The organism is Novosphingobium lindaniclasticum LE124 (assembly GCF_000445125.1).
GTDB lineage: Bacteria > Pseudomonadota > Alphaproteobacteria > Sphingomonadales > Sphingomonadaceae > Novosphingobium > Novosphingobium lindaniclasticum.
The window spans coordinates 44,039-64,625 of sequence record NZ_ATHL01000075.1 but is presented as its reverse complement, the minus strand read 5'-3'; the positions used below and the strand labels follow the sequence as shown (position 1 = coordinate 64,625).

Annotated in this window: 17 protein-coding genes; 8 read left to right on the top strand and 9 right to left on the bottom strand. The window is 67.0% G+C overall.

All coding sequences use genetic code 11. The features are described from left to right. Positions 1-90 precede the first annotated feature (90 nt). Entirely contained in the window at positions 91-834 is a 744-nt protein-coding gene (locus L284_RS34925) for a hypothetical protein (RefSeq protein ID WP_052018378.1), read from the top strand. A gap of 84 nt (positions 835-918) precedes the next feature. On the opposite strand, the gene L284_RS34920 is transcribed toward L284_RS34925, so the two are convergent. Together L284_RS34920 and L284_RS34915 are read right to left on the bottom strand one after the other, a co-directional pair. Further along, the gene (locus L284_RS34920) at positions 919-2,391 is read right to left on the bottom strand and encodes a succinylglutamate-semialdehyde dehydrogenase (protein ID WP_021233950.1); all 1,473 of its coding nucleotides are present in this window, start codon (positions 2,389-2,391) and stop codon (positions 919-921) included. A 114-nt stretch (positions 2,392-2,505) separates the two neighbouring features. After that, on the bottom strand, positions 2,506-3,921 hold the full coding sequence (locus L284_RS34915) for a protein adenylyltransferase SelO family protein (RefSeq protein WP_021233949.1): 1,416 nt from the start codon (positions 3,919-3,921) through the stop codon (positions 2,506-2,508). Positions 3,922-3,989: 68 nt separating this feature from the next. Between L284_RS34915 and L284_RS34910 the strand changes: the two genes are divergently transcribed. The 5 genes from L284_RS34910 to L284_RS34890 all read left to right on the top strand — a co-directional run bounded on the left by L284_RS34910 (position 3,990) and on the right by L284_RS34890 (position 9,795). After that, the gene (locus L284_RS34910; RefSeq protein ID WP_031342078.1) at positions 3,990-4,862 is read left to right on the top strand and encodes an alpha/beta fold hydrolase; all 873 of its coding nucleotides are present in this window, start codon (positions 3,990-3,992) and stop codon (positions 4,860-4,862) included. An 11-nt stretch (positions 4,863-4,873) separates the two neighbouring features. After that, the gene (locus L284_RS34905) at positions 4,874-6,001 is read left to right on the top strand and encodes a glycosyltransferase family 4 protein (RefSeq protein WP_021233947.1); all 1,128 of its coding nucleotides are present in this window, start codon (positions 4,874-4,876) and stop codon (positions 5,999-6,001) included. Positions 6,002-6,127: 126 nt separating this feature from the next. After that, the gene (locus L284_RS34900) at positions 6,128-6,928 is read left to right on the top strand and encodes a tetratricopeptide repeat protein (protein WP_021233946.1); all 801 of its coding nucleotides are present in this window, start codon (positions 6,128-6,130) and stop codon (positions 6,926-6,928) included. A 2-nt stretch (positions 6,929-6,930) separates the two neighbouring features. Continuing rightward, the gene (locus tag L284_RS34895) at positions 6,931-8,277 is read left to right on the top strand and encodes an outer membrane protein assembly factor BamB family protein (RefSeq protein ID WP_031342077.1); all 1,347 of its coding nucleotides are present in this window, start codon (positions 6,931-6,933) and stop codon (positions 8,275-8,277) included. A gap of 165 nt (positions 8,278-8,442) precedes the next feature. After that, positions 8,443-9,795 (top strand): methyltransferase family protein, encoded by a 1,353-nt coding sequence (locus tag L284_RS34890; protein WP_021233944.1) that lies wholly within the window; start codon positions 8,443-8,445, stop codon positions 9,793-9,795. 44 nt (positions 9,796-9,839) lie between these two features. On the opposite strand, the gene L284_RS34885 is transcribed toward L284_RS34890, so the two are convergent. Then, on the bottom strand, positions 9,840-11,228 hold the full coding sequence (locus L284_RS34885) for a glutamate--cysteine ligase (protein WP_021233943.1): 1,389 nt from the start codon (positions 11,226-11,228) through the stop codon (positions 9,840-9,842). A gap of 194 nt (positions 11,229-11,422) precedes the next feature. After that, positions 11,423-12,172, bottom strand: coding sequence for a 16S rRNA (uracil(1498)-N(3))-methyltransferase (locus tag L284_RS34880; RefSeq protein ID WP_021233942.1), 750 nt, complete (start codon positions 12,170-12,172; stop codon positions 11,423-11,425). Between the two features lie 106 nt (positions 12,173-12,278). Between L284_RS34880 and ubiA the strand changes: the two genes are divergently transcribed. Then, complete coding sequence (gene ubiA, locus L284_RS34875) at positions 12,279-13,229, top strand: 4-hydroxybenzoate octaprenyltransferase (protein WP_052018375.1); 951 nt, start codon at positions 12,279-12,281, stop codon at positions 13,227-13,229. A gap of 19 nt (positions 13,230-13,248) precedes the next feature. On the opposite strand, the gene L284_RS34870 is transcribed toward ubiA, so the two are convergent. After that, positions 13,249-13,620, bottom strand: coding sequence for a VOC family protein (locus L284_RS34870; RefSeq protein ID WP_021233940.1), 372 nt, complete (start codon positions 13,618-13,620; stop codon positions 13,249-13,251). A gap of 93 nt (positions 13,621-13,713) precedes the next feature. Between L284_RS34870 and soxR the strand changes: the two genes are divergently transcribed. Continuing rightward, entirely contained in the window at positions 13,714-14,154 is a 441-nt protein-coding gene (gene soxR, locus L284_RS34865) for a redox-sensitive transcriptional activator SoxR (protein ID WP_021233939.1), read from the top strand. Between the two features lie 677 nt (positions 14,155-14,831). On the opposite strand, the gene smc is transcribed toward soxR, so the two are convergent. From smc to L284_RS34845, 4 genes are all read right to left on the bottom strand, one after another. Then, on the bottom strand, positions 14,832-18,269 hold the full coding sequence (gene smc / locus L284_RS34860; protein ID WP_021233938.1) for a chromosome segregation protein SMC: 3,438 nt from the start codon (positions 18,267-18,269) through the stop codon (positions 14,832-14,834). A 45-nt stretch (positions 18,270-18,314) separates the two neighbouring features. After that, entirely contained in the window at positions 18,315-19,097 is a 783-nt protein-coding gene (locus L284_RS34855; RefSeq protein ID WP_021233937.1) for a DsbA family protein, read from the bottom strand. A 112-nt stretch (positions 19,098-19,209) separates the two neighbouring features. After that, on the bottom strand, positions 19,210-19,944 hold the full coding sequence (locus tag L284_RS34850; RefSeq protein WP_021233936.1) for a DsbA family protein: 735 nt from the start codon (positions 19,942-19,944) through the stop codon (positions 19,210-19,212). Next, positions 19,944-20,573 (bottom strand): DUF721 domain-containing protein, encoded by a 630-nt coding sequence (locus L284_RS34845; RefSeq protein WP_021233935.1) that lies wholly within the window; start codon positions 20,571-20,573, stop codon positions 19,944-19,946. The genes L284_RS34850 and L284_RS34845 overlap by 1 nt, the downstream gene beginning before the upstream one ends. Between the last annotated feature and the right edge of the window lie 14 nt (positions 20,574-20,587).

Genomic DNA, 20,587 nt, shown 5'->3' with positions numbered 1-20,587 from the left:
GCTTGAAATCGCGTCGTTCCGGGGAGAGGTTCGCCCTCTACTCCGATGTCGCGGCGTCACAGCGCGTCATGGCAAGACAAGGATGCAATGATGACGGGTATCGACCGGACAGGCACTGCTGGCAGGCATCATCTTCTGCTGCTCGGGCTGACCGGCTCGCTCGCTCTTGCAGGGTGCAGCGCGGAAAAGAAGCCCGATGCCTCTGCGAGCGATGCAGTCCAGACCGATCCGGCACTGACCGGTCCGCTTGGCGACCGGATCGTGGTCGACCCGGAGAAGGTCCAGGACCGGGCTTCCCCGGCGGGTGATGCGCCCTTGGCACTGTCTGCCGCCGATCGTTCGGCAGAGGCCGTGGCGGCGGCGAAGAAAGCGGCGGCCGATGCGGTCGGCGGGAAGCTGCTACCCGCGCCGGTAGCGGGCAAGGGAAGCGTCTCGGCGCTCGCCCAAAGCGCCGCGACGGCGGCGCAAATCAGCGAGAGCACGCGCGCCGCCAAGACCGACTGTTCGGCCAAAGTGCAGTATTCGAAGGCCTGGGCCGCAAAGCTGCCCGCCGCCATTCCGCTCTATCCGCGCGGCACCGTGCAGGAGGCGGCCGGGACTGACGACGGGGGCTGCTCCTTGCGCGTCGTCAACTTCGGCACCGCGGTTTCACCGGAAGATGTCGTGCGCTTCTACCATTCGTCGGCGCAGCTGGGCGGCTACACGGCGGATTACCGGATCGATGGCGGCGACCATGTGATCGGCGGACGCAAGGGCGGGCAGGCCTACGTCGTCTATGCCCGCAAGCTTGGAAACGGAGTGACCGAGGTGGATCTGGTCACCAGCGGGAAGTAAGCGGGCTGCAGTTTGCCCCTCGTCCCGGATCAAGTCCGGGACAACGAGGCTACTCCGAGATTCCGACGGGTTCACCAGGATCTTCTAGCGAAGTCCCACGCCGATCGCCGCGCGGGGCTGTTCCAGTTCGCCGGAGGCGACCGGATAGGCGCAGTAGTCCGCCGCGTAGTAGCCGCTGGGACGGTGGTTTCCCGAAAGCCCCACCCCGCCCATCGGCGCGGCGTGGCTGGGACCTGTGGTGGCGCGGTTCCAGTTCACGATCCCGGCGCGGACGTTCGCCCAGAAACGATTGTAGTCCTGCGGCGAACCACCGACCAGCGAGGCGGCCAGCCCGAACCGGGTGCGATTGGCCTCGGCGATCGCCTGGTCGAAGTCGTCCACCCGGATGACCTGGAGGATCGGGCCGAACAGTTCGACGTCGGGTCGCTCCTTCATCGCCGTCGTGTCGATGATCGCCGGGCTGAGGAAGGGCAGCGACTCGTCTCCGCGCACGAGGTGCTTGATTGCCCGTCCGCCGTTGCTGAGCAGGTAGAGAAAGCTCTCGGTCAACCCGTCCGCGGCCGAGGCATCGATCACCGGCCCCATGAACGGCGCCGGATCGTCGAAGGGGGCACCCACGATCACGCGGTCCGCGAGGGCTTTCACTTCCGCGATTGCCGCGTCGTAGAGCGTGCCTTTCACGATCAACCTGCGCGCCGCCGTGCAGCGCTGCCCGGCGGAAGCGAAGGCGGACTGGACGATCAGGGCGGCAGCGTCGGTCAGCTTGGGCGTGTCCCACAGGACGATGGGGTTGTTGCCGCCCATTTCCAGCGCCACCAGCTTGTCCGGCCGAGCGGCCAGGCGGCGATTGATCGAGATGCCGGTGCTCGCTGAACCGGTGAACAGTACGCCGTCGATACCCTCGTGGGCCACGAAGCCCTGTCCCTCCAGCGGGCCGCCGAGGGCCAGTTGCAGGACGGAGGCGGAAATGCCGGCCCGGTGGAAACAGCGGGCGAGCCTCTCGCCGCTGGCAGGCGCCTTCTCGCTCGGCTTGAAGATCACGGCGTTTCCTGCGAGCAGGGCAGGCACGATGTGGGCGCTCGGCAAGTGCGCGGGGAAGTTGAAAGGGCCGAGCACCACCAGCACGCCGTGCGGCTTGTGCCGTACCGCCATCGTGCCCTGGAGCGCCGAATCGAGTTTCCGCTGACTGGTGCGTTCCGCATAAGCGCGAATCGAGGTTTCGACTTTGGCGATCACGCCATCGACTTCGGCGCGCGCCTCCCAGAGCGGCTTGCCGACCTCGCGAGCGATCATGACGGCCAGCGGCTCGGCGTCCTGGCGCACTTCGTTGGCGAAGCGGCGCAGCAGTTCGATGCGGGTCGCCAGCGGCTGCGCCGCCCAGGCCGGCCATGCGCGCCGCGCGCGGCTTACCGCTTCGTCGACATCGCAGGGCCTGCCGCGCCAGATCTCGGCGCCGGTGGCGGGTTCGTAGGAAACGATCTCGGGCGTGCTCACGGGCTCGGCCAGGTCCCGATCTTCGGTAGCGGCCCGTGCCTGCTCGGTGGCTGTACCGCCCATGCCATGTCTTGATCCGCTGATGGGTTGACGCGTTGCAGCTACCGCTCTCGCACGATTATCCTACCGGGAAGCTAACGGCGCGACATCCCGTGCCGGGCAGGAGCGCTTCTTCTCTCATCCGAGGCGTTCCGCGTGGCCTGCCGGGGCTGGCGCCGACCCGAGTTGACGCCCGAGTTCGCGAATTTCCGCCACCCGCGCATGGAGTGCGGACCAGTCGTCATTCCGGTCGATGTCGGCCCAGATGCGCTCCACTTCGTCGATCAGGACGCTCGGCGGGCCGGGCTGCTGCCAGAACGGATCGGCGGTTTCGGCCGTCGAGGCATAATCGGCGAGGAGCTCGCCGAAGCGATTTTCATCGACATTCCGTCCTCCGCGATGGCGGAAGAAGAACTGCTCGGGCGCCTCCTCGCTGGCCAGCATGGCCTGCTCGGCGGCCTGGATCAGGAGGCTGTCCTGTTCGACACCCTTGGGCGCCACGCCCAGGCGCCAGGCGAACCGGCGGCTCATCGCCTGCTGATAGAGCGGCGCGAACCGGTCGAGCGCGGCGACCAGCGGCTCCGTAGTGGTCAACATGCTGAGCGCGATGGCGAGCTGGCCGCAGTTCCACAGCACCGCTTCCGGCTGGCGGCCAAACGCATAGAGGCCCGAGTGATCGAAGTAGGCGGCCGTGAAACGCGGATCCCACTTCGGCAGCCAGCGCCAGGGACCGTAGTCGAAGCTCTCGCCCGAAATGTTCATGTTATCGGTATTGAGCACGCCGTGAACGAAGCCGGCGACCATCCAGCTCGCGGCCAGGTCGGCAAGGCGCTCGACCACCTGATGCAGCAGGATCACCGCAGGTTCGTCGCGGCCCGGCGCGTCTTCGGGAGGCGGGTTGCCGGGGAAGGTATCGAGGCAATAGGCTACCAGCGCTTCCATGTGATCGCGCTCTTCCAGGGCGAGCAGGCGCTGGAAAGTGCCGATGCGGATATGGCCGTGGCTCAGCCGCACCATTGCCGCCGAGCGCGTGGGCGAGGGCTCGTCACCGCGCCAGAGCGCTTCTCCGGTCTCGACCACGGAGAAGGTCTTGCTGGTATAGACGCCCAGCGCCTCCAGCATCTCGGTCGCCAGGATCTCGCGGACGGCGCCCTTCAGTGTCAGCCTGCCGTCGCCGTCGCGGCTGTAAGGCGTCTGGCCGGAACCCTTGGTGCCGAGGTCCAGCACCCGGTCCTCGCCGTCCAGCATCTGCGCGTGGAGAAAGCCGCGTCCGTCGCCGATATTGGGGTTGTAAACGCGGAACTGGTGGCCGTGATAACGTAGCGCAAGCGGGCGGGGCAGGTTGTCCGGCAGGGGGTCGAAACGTCCGAAATGGGCGATCCACGCCTGCTCGTCGAGCGCGTCCAGGCCCACCGCAGCCGCCCAGCGATCGTTGCGGAAGCGCAGGATATGGCTGGGGAATTCAGCCGGGGATACGGGGCTGGCGATCCAGTCGGCGATGCCCGCGATGCGCGGGGCGGGACGATAGGCACTTGCTTGCGGTTCGCTTGGCATCAGGCGATAGTGGTGATCCCATGCCCGTCGATCAAGCCGGGCGGCAAGATAGAGGTCGCGGCTTCGGCATGACGGTATTCGAGGATCGGTTCTGGTCGAGCCGGGATGGATTGAAGCTGCATTTTCGGGATTATCATGTCCAGAAGCACGACGGTTCCGGCGCCCGCCCACCAATCGTCTGCCTCCATGGCCTGACGCGCAACGCCCGCGATTTCGAAGCTCTGGCCGAGCGCCTCTCGCCGCGCTGGCGGGTGATCTGCCCCGACATGCGGGGCCGGGGCGACAGCGAATATGCTCGGGATTCGGCCAGCTACAACCCGGTGCAGTACGGGGAAGACCTGCTGGAACTGCTTGCGCAGGAGCAGATCGACCGCTTCGTCGCCATCGGCACCTCGCTGGGCGGATTGATGACGATGGGACTGGCGACGCTGATCCCGGAACGGATCGTGGCCGCCGTGATCAACGATGTCGGGCCGTTCCTGGAGCCGCAAGGGGTTGAGCGGATCAAGGACTATGTCGGGCAGGGCCGCAGCTATCCCACCTGGGTCCACGCCGCCCGCGCGCTGGAGGACAACCAGGGCCATGCCCATCCCGGTCAGCCGCTCGATTTCTGGATCGGCCGTGCCAAGCGCCTGATGACGGTTTCCAGCGCCGGCCGCGTGGTCTTCGACTACGACATGAAGATCGCGGAGCCGTTCCTGGGCTATGACGTGGACGACCAGCCCGATCTCTGGCCGGCCTGGGAAGCGCTGGCCGGGCGCCCGGTGCTGGTGCTGCGCGGGGCGCTCTCCGACCTGCTTTCCGCTGCGACCCTTGAGAAGATGCTGCGCCGCCTGCCCGGCGCAGAAGCGATCACGCTGGAGAATGTCGGGCACGCGCCGACGCTCGACGAGCCGGAAGCCATAGCCGCGATCGATCGGCTGCTGGCGCAGAGCGCCTGATCGGACCGGCCTTGCGCATTCTTCACCTGCATTCGAGCTTCTCCGCGGGCGGCAAGGAACTGCGCGCGGTAAGGCTGATGAACCTGTTCGGTCCGGGTGTCGCGCATAGCATCGTCTCCGCCGAGCCCGGCGCGCATGGCGCGGCCGCGCGGCTCGATCCGGCGGTGCCCGTCGTGTTTCCGGCGGATTTCCCGAGCCTGCAAGGTCGCCCCGCGCCAGGGAGGCTGTGGCGCATCGCCCAGGCCATGGCGCTCTTCGACCTCGTGCTTACCTACAATTGGGGGGCGATGGACGCGGTCATGGCGCATGGCCTGTTCGGCGGGCTGCTCGGCCTGCCGCCGCTCGTTCATCACGAGGACGGCTTCAACGAGGACGAAGCCCAGGGCCTCAAGCCCGCGCGCAACCGCTATCGCCGCCTGGCGCTGCGGCGATCCTCGGCGCTGGTCGTACCTTCGCGGCGGTTGGAAGAGATCGCGCTGACGGCCTGGCGGCAGCCGCGCGAGCGGGTGCGGCTGATCACCAACGGCATCGATTGCTCCGCCTATCTCGATCGCCCCCGTCCCGACATGCTGCCCGGCCTGGTCAAGCAGCCCGGCGAGCGCTGGGTCGGCACGCTGGCGGGCTTGCGCGCGGTCAAGAATCTGCCTCGGCTCGTGCGGGCTTTCGCGCCGCTTCCTGCACCCTGGCGACTGGTGATCCTCGGAGACGGGCCCGAGCGCGAAGCGATCGCAGCCGAAGCCGCCCGCTGCGGCGTGGCGGACCGGGTGCACTTGCCCGGCTTCGTGGCCGAACCCAGCCACGCGGTCGGCCTGTTCGACATTTTCGCGCTTTCCTCCGACAGCGAGCAATTTCCGATCTCGGTGGTCGAGGCTATGGCGGCGGCATTGCCGGTCGCGGCTCCGGCGGTGGGGGACGTGGCACGGATGGTTTCCACAGAGAATCGGGCGCTGGTCACGCCTCCTGGCGATGAAGCCGCCCTGGCGGCGACGCTGGCCCGGTTAGCGGCGGATGACGCCTTGCGCGCGCGGGTGGGTGCGGCAAACAGGGCGCATGCCCGCCGTCACTACGACGAAGCCGCCATGCTGGCAGCCTACAGCCGGACTTACGGCGAAGCACTGGGCCTGGAGCGGCTGATTTGACAGGCTGACATCATTCAGCAAGGCTTCACTGCCAGGGGTGCAGCGATCATCCCCGTTGAAAAGCCGTGGCCATCCGCTAAACAGCCCGGCAACCATCCTGATTTTTCCGCAGAAAGCGCCCGAAACTTGGCTCTGCCTCCTTCCAACAGCACTCCGACCAATCCCAAGTCTGCCGAGCGACTCGCCGCGCAGCAGGATGTTTTCCTGCGCGAGGTGGACGACGCCCTGCGGCAGGACCAGATGGAAGGCTTCTTCACCCGCTATGGCAAGCCGCTGATCGCGGCGATCGTCCTGGCACTCGTGGCCTTCGGCGGCTGGCTCTACTGGAACCATCGCCAGAACCAGCAGCGTGACGCCGATGCCGAAGCTTACGTCCAGGCGATCGACAGCATGAAGTCCGGCAACCTCGATGCCGCCAAGGGCAAGCTCGAGGCTATTGCAAAGGGTTCGGGGGGCAAGGGATCGGCCGCTTCCGCGAAGCTCATGCTGGCCGGCATCGCCGCCGAGCAGAAGCGCCTGCAGGACGCGGTGAAGCTCTACGACGAAGTGGCCAATGACGCCAAGGCGCCGCAGCCGCTGCGCGACCTGGCCGCCGTGCGCGGGGTCGCCGCCAACTTCGACGGCATGAAGCCCGAAGATGTCGTCGCCCGCCTCAAGCCCTATGCCGCGCCGGGCAACCCCTGGTTCGGCGTAGCGGGCGAGATGGTCGGCATGGCCTACATCAAGATGAACAAGCAGGACCAGGCCGGTCCGCTGTTTGCCGCCATCGCCAAGGACGAGCAGGTGGAATCCGGCCTGCGCAGCCGCGCGCGCCAGCTTGCCGCCGTCCTCGGCGTCGATGCGATCGACGACGTGGTGGACGAACGCGGCGAACCCCTCGGCAAGACCCAGGCCAGCGCGCAGCCCGCGCCCGTCGCCGGAGAATGAACATGGTTGAGACTAAGCGTACCTTCGGCCGGGCGGGCGCCGTTTCGCTGATCGCACTGGCACTCGTCGCGGGCCTTTCCGGCTGCAAGTCGAACAGCAAGGGCCCCAAGACCCCCACCGTGGGCGAACGCGTGCCGATCCTCTCGCGCATCGAAAGCGGCGCCAAGGTCGATCCATCGCTGGAAGCCGTGTCGGTGATCCTGCCGCCGCAGCAGGCCAACGATTCCTGGACCCAGGCCGGTGGCAATGCCGCCAAGTCCTACGGACACCTGGCGCTCGCCGACAACCCGACCCGGGTCTGGACCGCGCAGATCGCCGGTTCCACCAACCGCGCCCGCCTTGCCGCCGCGCCGGTCGTGGCAGACGGCAAGCTCTTCGTGATGGACACGGAAGGCGTCGTCCATGCGCTCGACGCCAAGACCGGCGGCCGGCTCTGGACCAAGAACTTCTCGGTCTCGGGCAAGAACGAAAGCTCCATCTTCGGCGGCGGCGTCAGCTATGACGGCGGCAACCTCTACGTCACCACCGGCCTCGGGGAAGTGGCGGCGCTCAAGGCGTCCGACGGCAGCCAGCTCTGGTCCAAGAAGCCCGGCGGCCCGCTGCGTGGATCGCCGACGATCGGCTTCAACTCGGTCTACGTGATGACGCAGGACAACCAGATCTTCGCGCTCAACGCCGCCGACGGCAACGTGCTGTGGAACGAGTCGGCCTCCCTGTCGCAGGCGGGCGTCTTCGGCGTGGCCGCTCCGGCCGCCGGCCAGGGCACCGTGATCGCAGGCTATTCGTCCGGCGAACTCGTGGCCTATCGCTACGAGAACGGCCGCCAGGTCTGGTCGGACGCACTGGCGCGCACCTCGATCTCGACCGAAGTGGGCAGCCTCACCGACGTCGATGCCGATCCGATCATCGACCAGGGCCGCGTCTACGCGCTCGGTCAGGGCGGCCGCATGGCGGCTTATGAGCTGGTCACCGGCCAGCGCATCTGGGAACTCAACCTCGCCGGCATTTCCACGCCGATGGTGGTGGGCGACTGGGTGTTCACCCTGGACGACCATGCAGAGATCCTTGCCATCGCGCGGAGCACCGGCAAGGTCCGCTGGCTGACGCAGCTGGCTCGCTACGAGAATGAAAAGAAGCGCAAGGGCCCAATCTTCTGGGTGGGGCCGGTGCTCGCCGGAGGCAAGCTCTGGGTCGGCAACTCGCTGGGCGAACTCGGCACGGTCGATCCCGCGACCGGCAAGCTGACGCCTTTCGCCGCGTTGAAGGAGCCGGTGTCGCTTGCACCCGTCGTGGCCGATCAGACGCTCTATCTGCTCGACGATTCGGGCCGCATCACCGCCTATCGCTAAGAACGTCCTCGTCGTCCCGGACATGATCCGGGACCGCTGGCAATTCTCGAGGTGCTTCCTCGCGAGCAAGGCGAGGCTCGGCCAGCGGTTCCGGATCGCGTCCGGGACGACGGCAGGGCCGTGCCATTTCGCACCTCTTAACCAATTGCCGCTAGCCCCGGCGGCATGAGCAGCGCCTCGACTCCCGCGAAACACCTGCCGGCCAGCGACGTCTCCGCAGGCGTCGGCTGGACGGGGCTGGCGGCGCTGCTGGTCTGGCTCATGGTCTGCCGCAACTGGGCCTTGGTGGCGGATCACCTTGCGCTCCCCGGCCCTCATGCGCCGATGAGCGGGCCCTATGCCGCGGTGGCGACGCTCTTCGTTACCGGCACCGCGATGGCGCTCTGGTCGATCTTCGTGGACAAGGTTCACCTTCGTCCCTCCACTGGGATCGATTGGAAACTCGGCCGCTCTTCTGCCGAATCGCTCGACCTGTCGATCACCAAGCTCGCGGGGCTATGGACGACATGGGCGCTGATCGGTGCGTTCTACTGCATCGGCCGCTGGTATTGGGACGGCCAGTACCTTTTCGCCATGGAAATTCTGGGCTCGGCGGCCTTACCCCTGTTCCTGCTCTCGATCCCCTATGTGCTCTGGCTGGACCGCAAGCTGATCGAGCCGCGCGACCAGGCATGGCACTTCGGCGCGCTGCTGATGGGCCGCGAGGCCTGGGATGCGGAGGCGGTGAAGAAGCATGGCCGCGCCTGGGCGATCAAGGCGTTCTTCGGCGCCTTCATGATCTCGATCCTGCCGGGCGGCTTTGCCCAGGTGGTGGAAGCCGACTTTGCCGCCTCCCTGCACGATCCCGTGGCGCTCGGCTCGATCCTGATCGCCCTGCTGTTCCTGATCGACGTGCAGATCGGTACCGTGGGCTACATCTTCACGTTCCGCCCGCTCGACGCGCATATCCGCAGCGGCAATCCCCTGCTGGCGGGCTGGGTGGCGGCGCTGATGTGCTATCCGCCTTTCGTCTGGGGCACGATGGGCCGCGCCGACGTCCTGGGCTACGAAGTCAACACGGCGGGATGGGCCTACTGGCTGAGCGGATATCCTGCCCTGCTGTGGGTCTGGGCGGGTCTCATGGTGTTCCTCACCGCGGTCTATGCCTGGGCGACTTTCGCCTTCGGCCTGCGCTTTTCCAACCTCACATATCGCGGCGTGCTGACGAACGGTCCCTACCGCTTCACCCGCCATCCGGCCTACCTGTCGAAGAACCTGTTCTGGTGGACCTCGACGCTGCCCTTCCTCGTCACCAGCCATGCGCTGACCGACATGGTGCGGAACACCGTGCTCCTCGGCGTGGTGAGCGGCATCTACTACTGGCGCGCCCGTACCGAGGAAGCGCATCTTCTGGCCGAGGACGCGAAGTACCGTGCCTATCACGCCTGGATGGCGCAGAACGCGCCGATCACACGGGGGCTGTCGAAGCTGGGCAGCAGACTGCGACCGAGAGTGCCGGAACCGCAGGCGGCGGAGTAAGTAGAAAGACGCCCTGGGGGATGATCCCCCAGAACTTCAAACTCTCAGAAGCTCTTCAACGCGTAGATCTTCGACAGATCGCCGCCCCATTCCCCATTGTAGAGGTCCAGCAGGCGCTGCGCCGGCACCTTGCCGGTCGCGACGATCTCGGCCAGGGGCTCGAGGTAGCCCGTCTCGTTGTCGCCGCCGGCGTTCAGGCGATTGCGCGCAGCAAGGCCGGACCGCGAGATGTTCAGCACTTCGCCCGCGATATCGCGCAAGGTGCCGCCACCGCCCCTGAACGACTTGGGTAGCGGCGCGTCGAGCGCCAGCCGAGGCACGGCGTTGCGCAGCTCCTCGCGGCCTTCCATGTCCCAGTCCTTGACCAGATCCCAAGCGGCATCGAGCGCCGTGTGATCGTAAAGCAGGCCCACCCAGAAAGCGGGAAGCGCACAGATCCAGCCCCACGGGCCGCCATCGGCGCCGCGCATTTCGAGGAACGACTTGAGGCGCACTTCCGGGAACGCCGTGGAAAGGTGGTCCGTCCAATCCGAGAGGCGCGGACGCTCACCCGGCAGCACCGAAAGCTCACCCTTGAGGAAGTCGCGGAAGGAATGGCCTGCCGCGTCGATGTACTGGCCGTCGCGGAATACGAAATACATCGGCACGTCGAGCATGTAGTCGACGTAGCGCTCGTAGCCGAAGCCGTCCTCGAACACGAAGGGCAGCATGCCGGTGCGGGCGGGATCGGTGTCCGACCAGATGTGGCTGCGGTAGGAAAGGAAGCCGTTGGGCTTGCCTTCGGTGAACGGCGAACTGGCGAAAAGCGCGGTCGCCAGCGGCTGCAGCGCGAGACTGGTGCGGAACTTCTTCACCATGTCCGCCTCGCTCGAATAGTCGAGGTTCACCTGGATGGTGCAGGTCCGCAGCATCATGTCGAGACCCATCGTCCCCACGCGCGGCATGTGCCGCAGCATGATGTCGTATCGGCCCTTAGGCATGATCGGAAGTTCGGCACGGGTCTTGTCGGGCCACATGCCGAGGCCCAGGAAGGCCTTGCCGATACGATCGCCGATGGTCTTCACCTGCGCCAGATGGCGGCCGGTCTCGGCACATGTCTGGTGCAGGTTTTCCAGCGGTGCGCCCGAGAGTTCGAGCTGACCGGCCGGTTCCAGGCTGACCGTTCCGTCGCTGCCCTTCATGGCGATGACGTTCTCGCCTTCCATGATGGGCTCCCATCCGAACTCGGTCAGGGCCATCAGCAGGTCGCGGATGCCGCCTTTCTCGGCATAGGACGGCGCATGGTGATCGGCCGTGTCGTAGACGAACTTTTCGTGCTCTGTACCGATCCGCCACGCATCGCGCGGCTTTTCGCCCGCAGCCATCGGCGCGGCGAGTTGGTCCAGGCTTTCGATCACCGGATCTTCGCGATCCGAAACCTCACGGGTGCTCATGGCGGCGGAGGTAGTGCGGCCTGCGTTCGGACGCTAGAACTTTTTGTACCGGGCGGTTTGTTTTGCTGCGGAACCTGGAAAAAGGACGTCCTGGGGGGTGATCCCCCAGACCCTGGAAATGTCGGCCTTGTGCGCCGCCTTTCCGTTTCGATTTCCTTGCGGCGCAGGGGGGCTTTGCTGCCCTGCCGGCCTATCTACTTTCCCCAATCTCCTGCGACAGCCATCCACAAGGCCGTCGCCCCGATACTCGCCGTCTCCCCGCGCAGGATCCGGGGGCCGAGCGTGATCGCCCGGGCCATCGGATGCGCGCGCACCAGCGCGCGTTCCTCGTCGTCGAAGCCGCCTTCCGGCCCCACGAGCAGCGCGGCCGGGCCTTCGTGCGCGGAAAACTGGGCGGCAGCGGGCGCGCCGCCGGTTTCGTCGGCGAAGAACAGCGCGCGGTCCGCAGGCCAGTCGCGCAGAAGCGCTTCGAGCTTCATCGGCTCGGCCACTTCCGGCAGCGCGGTGCGGGCGCATTGCTCGGCGGCTTCGGTGACGATCGTGGCGGCGCGCTCGGCATTGAGCTTGTCCGCCACGCAGCGGCGCGTGACGAGCGGCTGGATCCTTGCCACGCCGAGTTCGGTGGCTTTTTCGAGAACAAGGTCGAAGTTCGGCTTCTTGAGCAGTGCTGCGCAAAGCCAGAGATCCGGGACGGCCTCCCGCGGGCGCAGCCGATCGCGGACCTCCAGCGTGACGTCCCGCTTGCCTGCGCCGGACACGGCGCAGGCCCATTCGCCGCTCTTGTCGTCGCAGAGGATCACGGCATCGCCGGGAGCGACCCGCATCACCTTGGAGAGGTAGTGCGCCTGCCCCCCCTCGATCACGACACTGCTGCCTTGCGCCAGGTGCGTAGTGACGAAAAGACGCGGCGCACTGCGCGGGGGCCAGGCGGGAGTGGCAGCCATGATCTGGGTTAATCTCCGAAAAAGCGGTGAGCGCGCCTTTTCACCGGAAGGCGGCCAAGGTGCAACCTTTGCGGGCGTGCGGCATGTTCACTGGGAACGTTCGAGCATGACAGTCCGGCGGCGATGGTCTACCTGCGTGGAGGTGAACGACTCTCTACTCGTCCCGGATACGCAACATCGCGGCCTCGTTTCGCTGCTGCCGGCCGGCCTGCGTCCTTATGCCCTGCTGGCCCGCTTCGACCGTCCGATCGGCTGGTGGCTGCTGTTCTGGCCCTGCGTCTGGGGCGTGCTGCTGGCAGGAGGAGAATCGCGCTGGGGTCTGGTCCTGTGGCTGCTGCTGGGGTCGATCGCCATGCGCGGCGCGGGATGTGTGCTCAACGACATCGTCGACGCCGATCTTGATCGCAAGGTGGCGCGCACGGCGTCCCGGCCGGTTGCCAGCGGGCAGGTCAGCACGAAAGCGGCATGGGTCTGGTTGCTGGCGCTCTGCGCGGTGGGCCTGGTGGTACTGCTCCAGTTGCGCTGGCAGGCGCAGTTGACGGCGCTGGGCAGCGTTGCGCTGGTGGCCGCCTATCCTTTCATGAAGCGGATCACCTGGTGGCCGCAAGCATGGCTCGGCATGGTCTTCACCTGGGGCGCGCTGGTTGGCTGGGTTGAAATTCGCGGAGACCAGCTTGCCGTCATGGCCGCGCTCTACGCCGGATCGATCTTCTGGTGCATCGGCTACGACACCATCTATGCGCTTCAGGACCGCGAAGACGACGCGGTGGTCGGTATCCGCTCCTCGGCACTGCGGCTCGGCCGCCATGTTCGCGGCGGCGTGGCGGGGTTCTACGCCCTGGCCCTCGCATTCTGGGGGCTGGGTTTCTGGACCTTGCGCCAGGACTGGGTCGCGCTGGTGGCGCTGTTGCCGGTGGCGCTCCATCTCGGCTTCCAGGTGTTCACCCTCGATACCGAGGATGGTGAGAATGCGCTGGCCCGGTTCCGGTCCAATCGCGATCTCGGCCTGGTAATGGCGCTGGCCTGCTGGGTCGTCGGCAACGCCGGGATCATCTGATCCCGGCGCGCCTGGCCGTTCAGTCGTAGCTGACCATTTCGAACTCGATCCCGTCCCAGTCGAAGAAGTAGAACCGGCGGCCTGGCGCATAGTCCGCATGGTTGAAGGGTTCGAGCCCGGCGGCGATCACCACGCGTTCGGCAGCGTCGAGATCGCTCACCACCAGTCCAACATGGTTGAGGGGCGCGCCCTTCGGAAACCGGTCGTGGGGTTTGCGATCGGTGTAGACGGCGATGTAGCTGAAATCCCCGCCCACGTGGATGGTCTCTCCGCCATTGATGGCGGGCCCGCGCCAGCGTTCGTGCCAACCCAGCAGGTCCTGCAGGAGGGCTGAACTGCGGTCGATGTCGCTGACCGTGATATTGGCGTGTTCGAGGCGGCCCTGGGCCATTCTCATATCTCCTGTGCGTCACCGGCGAATCACCGGCTTGGCTTTGATACGACCTCAAGTTAACTTGAGATCAAGGCCGCATCAGGAGAAAACATGGTCGAGGACAGGTTCATTACCATCGGCCATCTGGCGCGGCGTACCGGCGTGGCCGTGTCGGCGATCCGTTTCTACGAGGAAAAAGGCCTGCTCACCGCGCTGCGGACCAGCGGCAACCAGAGGCGCTTCCTCCGCTCCGACATTCGCCGTGTCAGCTTCGTGCTGATCGCGCAGAAGCTGGGCCTGGGACTTTCCGAGATCGAGCGTGAGCTTTCCGCCCTGCCGCAAGGGCGCACGCCGACATTGGCAGATTGGGAGACGATCAGCCGCTCCCTGCGCGAAGCGATCGACGCAAAGATCGCGCTGCTGGAACTGACGCGCCGCAAGCTGGACGAATGCATCGGCTGCGGCTGCCTCAGCCTTGCCAAATGCCGGCTCTACAACCGCGACGACGAAGCCGGCGCGCAAGGGCCGGGGCCGCGCTTCGTGCTCAAGTGAAGCGGGGCGGCGTGGACAAATTCTGCCAATCTGGAAATGACTGTGATGGGTGGTTAGTTGCCGTTCCCGAATGGTAGGTTGCAAGCGTCTAGGTCGGCATCCCAAGCGCCACCACGATCTAAACAACGGTCGCTCGCAATGAAGTCGCGACCGGCCCAACCTACTGAAATGCCTATGACGAGGGCGACAAGAACAGCGATCAGAACGCGGGGCTTCATGCCGCCAAGCTGTCAATTGTCGGAAGAGCCGTCAACGACCGACATGGGGCGCTTCCGGCTGGACCGCTTTGCCGATTTAAATCTTGAAAGTCTGCCATTCCGCTTCCGGCGAGCGGCTTTGCGCTCCCTGATGAACTAGAGGCTGGTAAGCTGCCTTTCGATCAAGCCGTCGTCCTGGACTTGATCCGGACCGCTGGGTACTCTGGAGGCGAGAGCTTGCGATGGGCCACTGCTGCGTTGCGCTGCTTTCGGGCCTCGAATGGCCTTGCCAGCGGTCCCCGATCAAGTCCGGGACGACGTAAATACGCGAGAATGACAAGGGGCGTCAGCCGACAGCCTGAATTTGTCCAAGCCGCCTGGATGCCGAGGACCTTGCGCAGTTCGGCATCGATCCGCGAGTGCTTTCTGGGATTGCCGGACGACGAGCGGGCCGTAATCACAAAACTCTCGCGGTCAATGTCATTCCGCCGCCAGCAGCTCCTCGGCGCCAACAAGGTCGACGCTGACGAGGCGCGAGACGCCCTTTTCCACCATGGTCACGCCGAACAGGCGGTGCATGCGGCTCATCGTCACGGCATTATGCGTGACGATCAGGTAACGCGTGTCGGTTTCCTGCGTCATCGCTTCGAGCAGATCGCAGAACCGCTCGATGTTGGCATCGTCGAGCGGCGCGTCGACTTCGTCCAGCACGCAGATCGGCGCGGGATTGGTGAGGAACAGCGCAAAGATCAGCGCCACGGCGGTCAGCGCCTGCTCGCCGCCCGAAAGCAGCGTCAGAGACTGGAGGCGCTTGCCCGGCGGCTGGGCGAAGATCTCCAGACCGGCTTCCAGCGGATCGTCCGAATCGACCAGCGCGAGGTGGGCCTGACCGCCCTGGAACAGGCGCGTGAACAGGCGTTGGAAGTGCCCGTCCACGGCTTCGAAAGCGGCGCGCAGCCGCTCGCGGCCCTCGCGGTTGAGGTTGCCGATCGATCCGCGCAGCCGGTTCACTGCCTCGGCGAGTTCGGCCTTCTCGGTCACGCTGGTGCCGAGCTGGGCTTCGGCTTCCGCCAGTTCGGTTGCCGCGACCAGGTTGACCGGGCCGATCCGCTCGCGATCGGCGCCGAGGCGCTCCATGGCCGCCATTTCGTCCTGCGCGTCGCGCACATCGGTAGCGGCGAAAGCGAAGCGTTCGGGCAGGACCGGCGGCGGGCACTGGAAGCGCTCGCCGGAAACGCGGGTCATCTCGACCCGGCGGGCGTCTTCGTTCTCGGCGCGGGCTGCCGCGCCAGCGCGGTTCTCGCGGGCGCTGGCAAGCAGTTCCTGGGCGGCGGCAAGCGCTGCATCCGCCTTGCGGGCGGCGTCGGTGACGAAAGCGACGGCGGCTTCGGCCTTGCCCAGTTCCTCGGCGATGCGATTGCGCACGGCTTCGCCCTGCTCGATCTGTTCCATCAGCGAGGCCGGCTTGGCGGCGACGACGGCGCGTTCGGTCTCGATTTCCTCAAGCCGTCCGGACATCTGGGCGAGGCGGTTGGCCGCATCGCCTGCCCTGGACTGCCAGTTGCGGATGTCGCCGCGCTGCGAGGCGGTACGTTCGCGCGCAACGGCTAGCCCTTGGTCATGCGAAGCGAGAGTCGCAGTGGACATCTGGAGCGTGGCCCGCGCGGCGTCGTGCTTATCCCGCGCGGCAACCAGCCCGGCGCGCCCCTTTTCGGGATCGGGGAGGACCGACCGCTTGCCTTCGGCGGCGGCGATGTCCCGCTCGGCGGCCTGCCGCTGTTCCGCAAGCTCGCCCAGCGCGCGATCGATCTCGGCGCGGCGCGTTTCCTGGCGGACGCGCGCGTCCTCGGCCTGATCGGCAGCGCGCAGAGCGCCGCGTTCGGCATTGGCGGCGTCCGCAATCTCACGCTCGGCGGCGACCACGGCGGCTGCATGGGCGGAGAGTTCCTGCTGCACCGCGCTCTGACGCGCTTCGGCGGCGGCAACGGCTTCGCGCAGCGGCGGCAGCCGGGCTTCCAGTTCGGCGAAGCGGTTCTCGGCTTCGAGCCGCGCGGCTTCGGCAGCGCCTTCCCCGCGCGCGACGAAACCGTCCCAGCGGCGCAGTGCGCCTGCGCGGGTGACCAGCCATTCGCCGGTGCCCAACGTGCGCGCATCGTCTTCCTCGACCACATGGACGAGGGCGAGGCGCGCGGCGAGTTCCGGCGGGCATCGAGTCACATGGGCGGCAAGGCTGTCCTTCACTGCCGCCGGAGCTTGTGCGCCTGTCCAGAACCGGCCGTCCGCCCTGGCGACTTCGCCCAGCGGCGCCTTGGCATCGCGGCCGAGCACTGCCGCGACGGCGCGTTCATAGCCCGGCGCCGCACGCACGGCGTCGATGGCCACTGGCAGACCATGCGCGGCCCTGGCGCCCTTGGCGCGGGCCTCGCGATCCTTGAGCAGGGCGGAATGTTCACGTTCGATGCCGGTGAGGTCGGCGCGGGCGGCTGCCAGGGCCGAGGCAGCGGCATCGCGCTCGCTCTGAAGCTCGGCCTTGCGGGTCTGCTGAGCGTCCAGCCCCTCGCGCGCATGGGCGAGGGCGACGGTCGCCGCTTGGGCCCTGGCTCGTGCATCGACAACCGCGGCGTCGAGTTCTCCGGCGGCAGCAAGAGCGGCCGTTTGCGCTTCGAACCGCGCCGTTTCGGCGGCAAGGCGGTCGAGCCGGCCGCGTGCCTGCGTGAGTTCGGCTTCGGCAATGCGCCATTCCGCCTCGACTCCGGCCTGCGCGGCGGTGGCCTGCGCCAGATCGAGTTCGGCGGCGCGGGCAGCGCGTTCGGCGCCTTCGAGGGCATTGGCGAGGCGCGGGCGCTGGGCCTCGTCCTGTTCGAGCTGCTTTGCCCCTTCCGCCAGATCGCGCTCCAGCCGGGCGAGAGCCTCGGCGGCATCGCGCGTCATGCGATCGGCATCGCCGCGATCCTCATCGAGCCGGGCCTTCTGACGTTCAAGGTCCTTCAGGCGCTGTTCGGCGGCCTCGAGCTGGCTGGTGAGCGTTGCCATGCGATGGCCCTGGGCGCTGGCATCGTCGCGGCGGTCGGCGAGTTCGTCGCGCGCTTCGACCAAGGCTTCGGCGGCCTTGGCCTGGGCGTCCTGCGCCAGCTTGGCCGCGTCCTGCGCCTCGGCTACGCGGGTCTCGGCGCCTTGGGCTTCCCTCTTGGCGGCTTCGGCGGCCTGCGCCGCATCGCGCCAGCGGGCGAAAACCAGCCGCGCTTCGGCCAGGCGGATCTCGTCCGAGAGTGCCTTGTAGCGTTCGGCCGCCTTGGCCTGGCGGCGCAGGCCGGCGACTTGCTTGTCCAGCCCGGCCATGAGGTCTTCGAGGCGGGAGAGATTGGCCTCGGTGGCACGCAGCTTCTGCTCGGCGTCCTTGCGGCGGACGTGGAGACCGGCAATGCCCGCCGCTTCTTCCAGCATGGCGCGGCGTTCGGCGGGCTTGGCGGCGATGACGGCGGCGATGCGGCCCTGGCTGACGAGGGCGGGACTATGCGCGCCGGTGGCAGCATCGGCGAAGACCAGCGAGACGTCCTTGGCGCGCACGTCGCGGCCGTTGATGCGGTAGGCACTGCCCGCGCCGCGCTCGATGCGGCGGACCACCTCCAGTTCCTCGCGCACACCCTGGGCGTCCGGCGCGGCATCGGCCTGTAGCACCACTTCGGCGAAGGCGCGGGGCGGGCGGGAGGCGGTGCCGGCGAAGATCACGTCTTCCATGCCGCCGCCGCGCATCGACTTGGCCGAGCTTTCGCCCATGACCCAGCGAATCGCCTCCAGCAGGTTGGACTTGCCGCAACCGTTGGGGCCGACCACGCCGGTCAGCCCCGGTTCGATGCGCAATTCCGCCGGCTCCACGAAACTCTTGAAACCGGTGAGCTTGAGCCGTCTTATGCGCATCGTAATTCGTTCAGTTCAAAAGGGCGTTTGCAGGGGCGGCGCCGATCAGCGCGCGCCGGCTTCCTGCAGCTTGGGCTCGAGTTCCTTCCAGCCCATCGAGCCGACGACAGCGCCGTTGATGATGAAGGTGGGCGTGCCGTTGATATTGAGCTCGCTCGTCGCCTTCTGGGTCTGGTCGGCAAGCGCCTTGGCCCTGGCGGGATCGCCAAGGCAGGCCTTGGCCTGATCGCGCGAGATCCCGCGCGAGGCGAAGAATTCGGTCATGCCGCCGACTTCGGCGATGGCCTGCATCTGCTGGTCCCTGGGGAGGTCCTGAATCTGCTTCATCCGGGCGTCACCGGCCGACTGGAGGTTCTGGAACATGTTCGGCTGCCAGGCCCAGAACTGCTCGCTGAGCGGCAGCACCGCTTCCGTCGAACCGCACGTGGCCAGCAGGGTGGCGGGGAGGTCGAAAGCGTTGAGCATGAAGTGGCGCAGTTCGTAGCTCACGCGGCCGCTGCCGACATAGTCGTCGCGCAGCTTGTCGTAGCTTTCATGCGCGAACTCGGCGCAGTGCGAGCACGACAGGGCGCCATATTCGACCAGCTTGATCGGCGCATCCGGATTGCCGATGCGGTAGCCGCCCTCGGGCGTCTTGACCACGGTGTCCGCCCAAGACTTGCCGGCGGGCGGCGCAACCTTGGGCAGCGCCTGCTCCGACTTGGGCGCTTCGCCGGGCGCGGCTTCGTCCTTCTTGCCGCAGGCGGCGAGGCCCAGCGCGAGAGGCGCGGCGATCATACCGAGGGCGATAGCGCGCAGGGGGCGGCGCAGGGCGGTCTTGCGGATCATGTCGGCGAATCCTTGTGAGAAGCGGGGAAACTAGCCCAAGCTCGGGCTGGATAACAGCGGTGGAGAGACGGAGAACAGGCGCTTTCCCACAGGAATGCGCCCTTTCGCACCCTCAGATCGCGCCCTTGTGCCTGGCGGCCATCTGGGCGGTGATTTCCTTGGAGAGGCCCGGCCAGTCGTGCGCGTCGAGCAGCTTGCCGTTGAGGATGAAGCTGGGCGTGGAGTTCACGCCGAACTGCGTCACGGCGGCCTGCTGCTTCTTGATCGTCTCGAACACGGCCGTGTTGGCGAAGCAGGCGTCGGCCTGGGTACGGCTCATGCCCCAGGCCGCCACGCGCGTGTAGAAGTCGAGATCGCTGGCGATCGCTTTCATGCGATCCGGCAGGGCGCCCTGATACCAGCGCTTCTGCTGCTCCTCGCCGATCTTCTCCAGCTTGCCCATCCAGGCGTCCTGGCCGGAGAGGAAGGCGTTGTGCCGCACGAAGAAGCGCTTGGGATCGCCGCAAGTGGTGAGCATCGAGATCGTCAGGTCGATCGGGTTGCGCAGCAGGGTGGTGACGGTCACGCCGATCTGGCCTTTGGGCACCAGCGTCAGGCGCAGCGCCGGATCGGCCTCGCGGTTGAAGTGCGCGCAGTGCGGGCAGGTGTAGCTGACGAATTCGCGCAGCTGCATCTCGGCCTTGGGATTGCCGTACATGTGGCTGCCGTCCGCGGTGACGACGATCTGGTTGGCCCAGTTCGACCCCGGATTCGCGGCGGACGCCAGGGGTTTGTGGACCGGCTTGGCGGCGGCGACGCTCAGCAGGGCAACGGTGGCGAGTGCGGCGAGACGCAAGGTGGACTTCATCACTGCTTTTCCTGGTTTTGCGTTTGATCATCCTGGGCACCGAGGCTTCGGGCCAGCGATTCGAGCACCGCGCGAAGCTCGGGATCGCCGACGTCGCGCAGCGAATCCCCCAGTTCGAACGGTACGGGTTTGAGCGAGGGCGGAGCCGCCTTCGGCCGGGTGGCAGGCGGCGCCTTAACCTCTCCTTGCCGGATTTTCACTTTGGCGACAGCCTTGTAGCCGAAGAAGCGGTTCACCCGCTCCATGATCTCGGGCACGACGTGCTGGATCATCGGGGCATGGGCGGCCAGCACCACCAACTGCAGAATGCCGTCGCACTTCTCGCCCGGCGGGAACCGGATCGATTCGGGCGCGCACACGCGGGCATGGCGCAGACCGACGATCTCGGGCCAGCGCGTCACCACGCTCGATTGCACGAAGCCGAAGCGGCGGAAGGCGGTGCGGCCCACTTCGGGCATGAGGTCGGAAATCTGGCGTGCCTGTCCGCCGCGCGGGCGCTCGAAGCGCTTGGGGCCTTCCGCAGCCTTCGCGGCGCTCTTGCCGGTTCCCGCACCGGCGCCCTTGCCGGGGGCAGGAGCCTTGGGCGCCTTGGCCTTCTTTTCTGTTCCTTTGCTCGGATGCCGTTCCATTGTGCGCGCTCCAA

Bases quoted from the DNA above. Each gene is read 5' to 3' on its own strand.
- L284_RS34870 (WP_021233940.1), bottom strand. From the start codon at position 13,620: ATGGCCCAGGGCCGCCTCGAACACGCCAATATCACGGTCAGCGACATC.
- L284_RS34920 (WP_021233950.1), bottom strand. From the start codon at position 2,391: ATGGGCGGTACAGCCACCGAGCAGGCACGGGCCGCTACCGAAGATCGG.
- ubiA (WP_052018375.1), top strand. From the start codon at position 12,279: ATGACAGTCCGGCGGCGATGGTCTACCTGCGTGGAGGTGAACGACTCT.
- L284_RS34915 (WP_021233949.1), bottom strand. From the start codon at position 3,921: ATGCCAAGCGAACCGCAAGCAAGTGCCTATCGTCCCGCCCCGCGCATC.
- smc (WP_021233938.1), bottom strand. From the start codon at position 18,269: ATGCGCATAAGACGGCTCAAGCTCACCGGTTTCAAGAGTTTCGTGGAG.
- L284_RS34895 (WP_031342077.1), top strand. From the start codon at position 6,931: ATGGTTGAGACTAAGCGTACCTTCGGCCGGGCGGGCGCCGTTTCGCTG.
- L284_RS34850 (WP_021233936.1), bottom strand. From the start codon at position 19,944: ATGAAGTCCACCTTGCGTCTCGCCGCACTCGCCACCGTTGCCCTGCTG.
- L284_RS34885 (WP_021233943.1), bottom strand. From the start codon at position 11,228: ATGAGCACCCGTGAGGTTTCGGATCGCGAAGATCCGGTGATCGAAAGC.
- L284_RS34925 (WP_052018378.1), top strand. From the start codon at position 91: ATGACGGGTATCGACCGGACAGGCACTGCTGGCAGGCATCATCTTCTG.
- L284_RS34910 (WP_031342078.1), top strand. From the start codon at position 3,990: ATGACGGTATTCGAGGATCGGTTCTGGTCGAGCCGGGATGGATTGAAG.
- L284_RS34845 (WP_021233935.1), bottom strand. From the start codon at position 20,573: ATGGAACGGCATCCGAGCAAAGGAACAGAAAAGAAGGCCAAGGCGCCC.
- L284_RS34890 (WP_021233944.1), top strand. From the start codon at position 8,443: ATGAGCAGCGCCTCGACTCCCGCGAAACACCTGCCGGCCAGCGACGTC.
- L284_RS34855 (WP_021233937.1), bottom strand. From the start codon at position 19,097: ATGATCCGCAAGACCGCCCTGCGCCGCCCCCTGCGCGCTATCGCCCTC.
- soxR (WP_021233939.1), top strand. From the start codon at position 13,714: ATGGTCGAGGACAGGTTCATTACCATCGGCCATCTGGCGCGGCGTACC.
- L284_RS34880 (WP_021233942.1), bottom strand. From the start codon at position 12,172: ATGGCTGCCACTCCCGCCTGGCCCCCGCGCAGTGCGCCGCGTCTTTTC.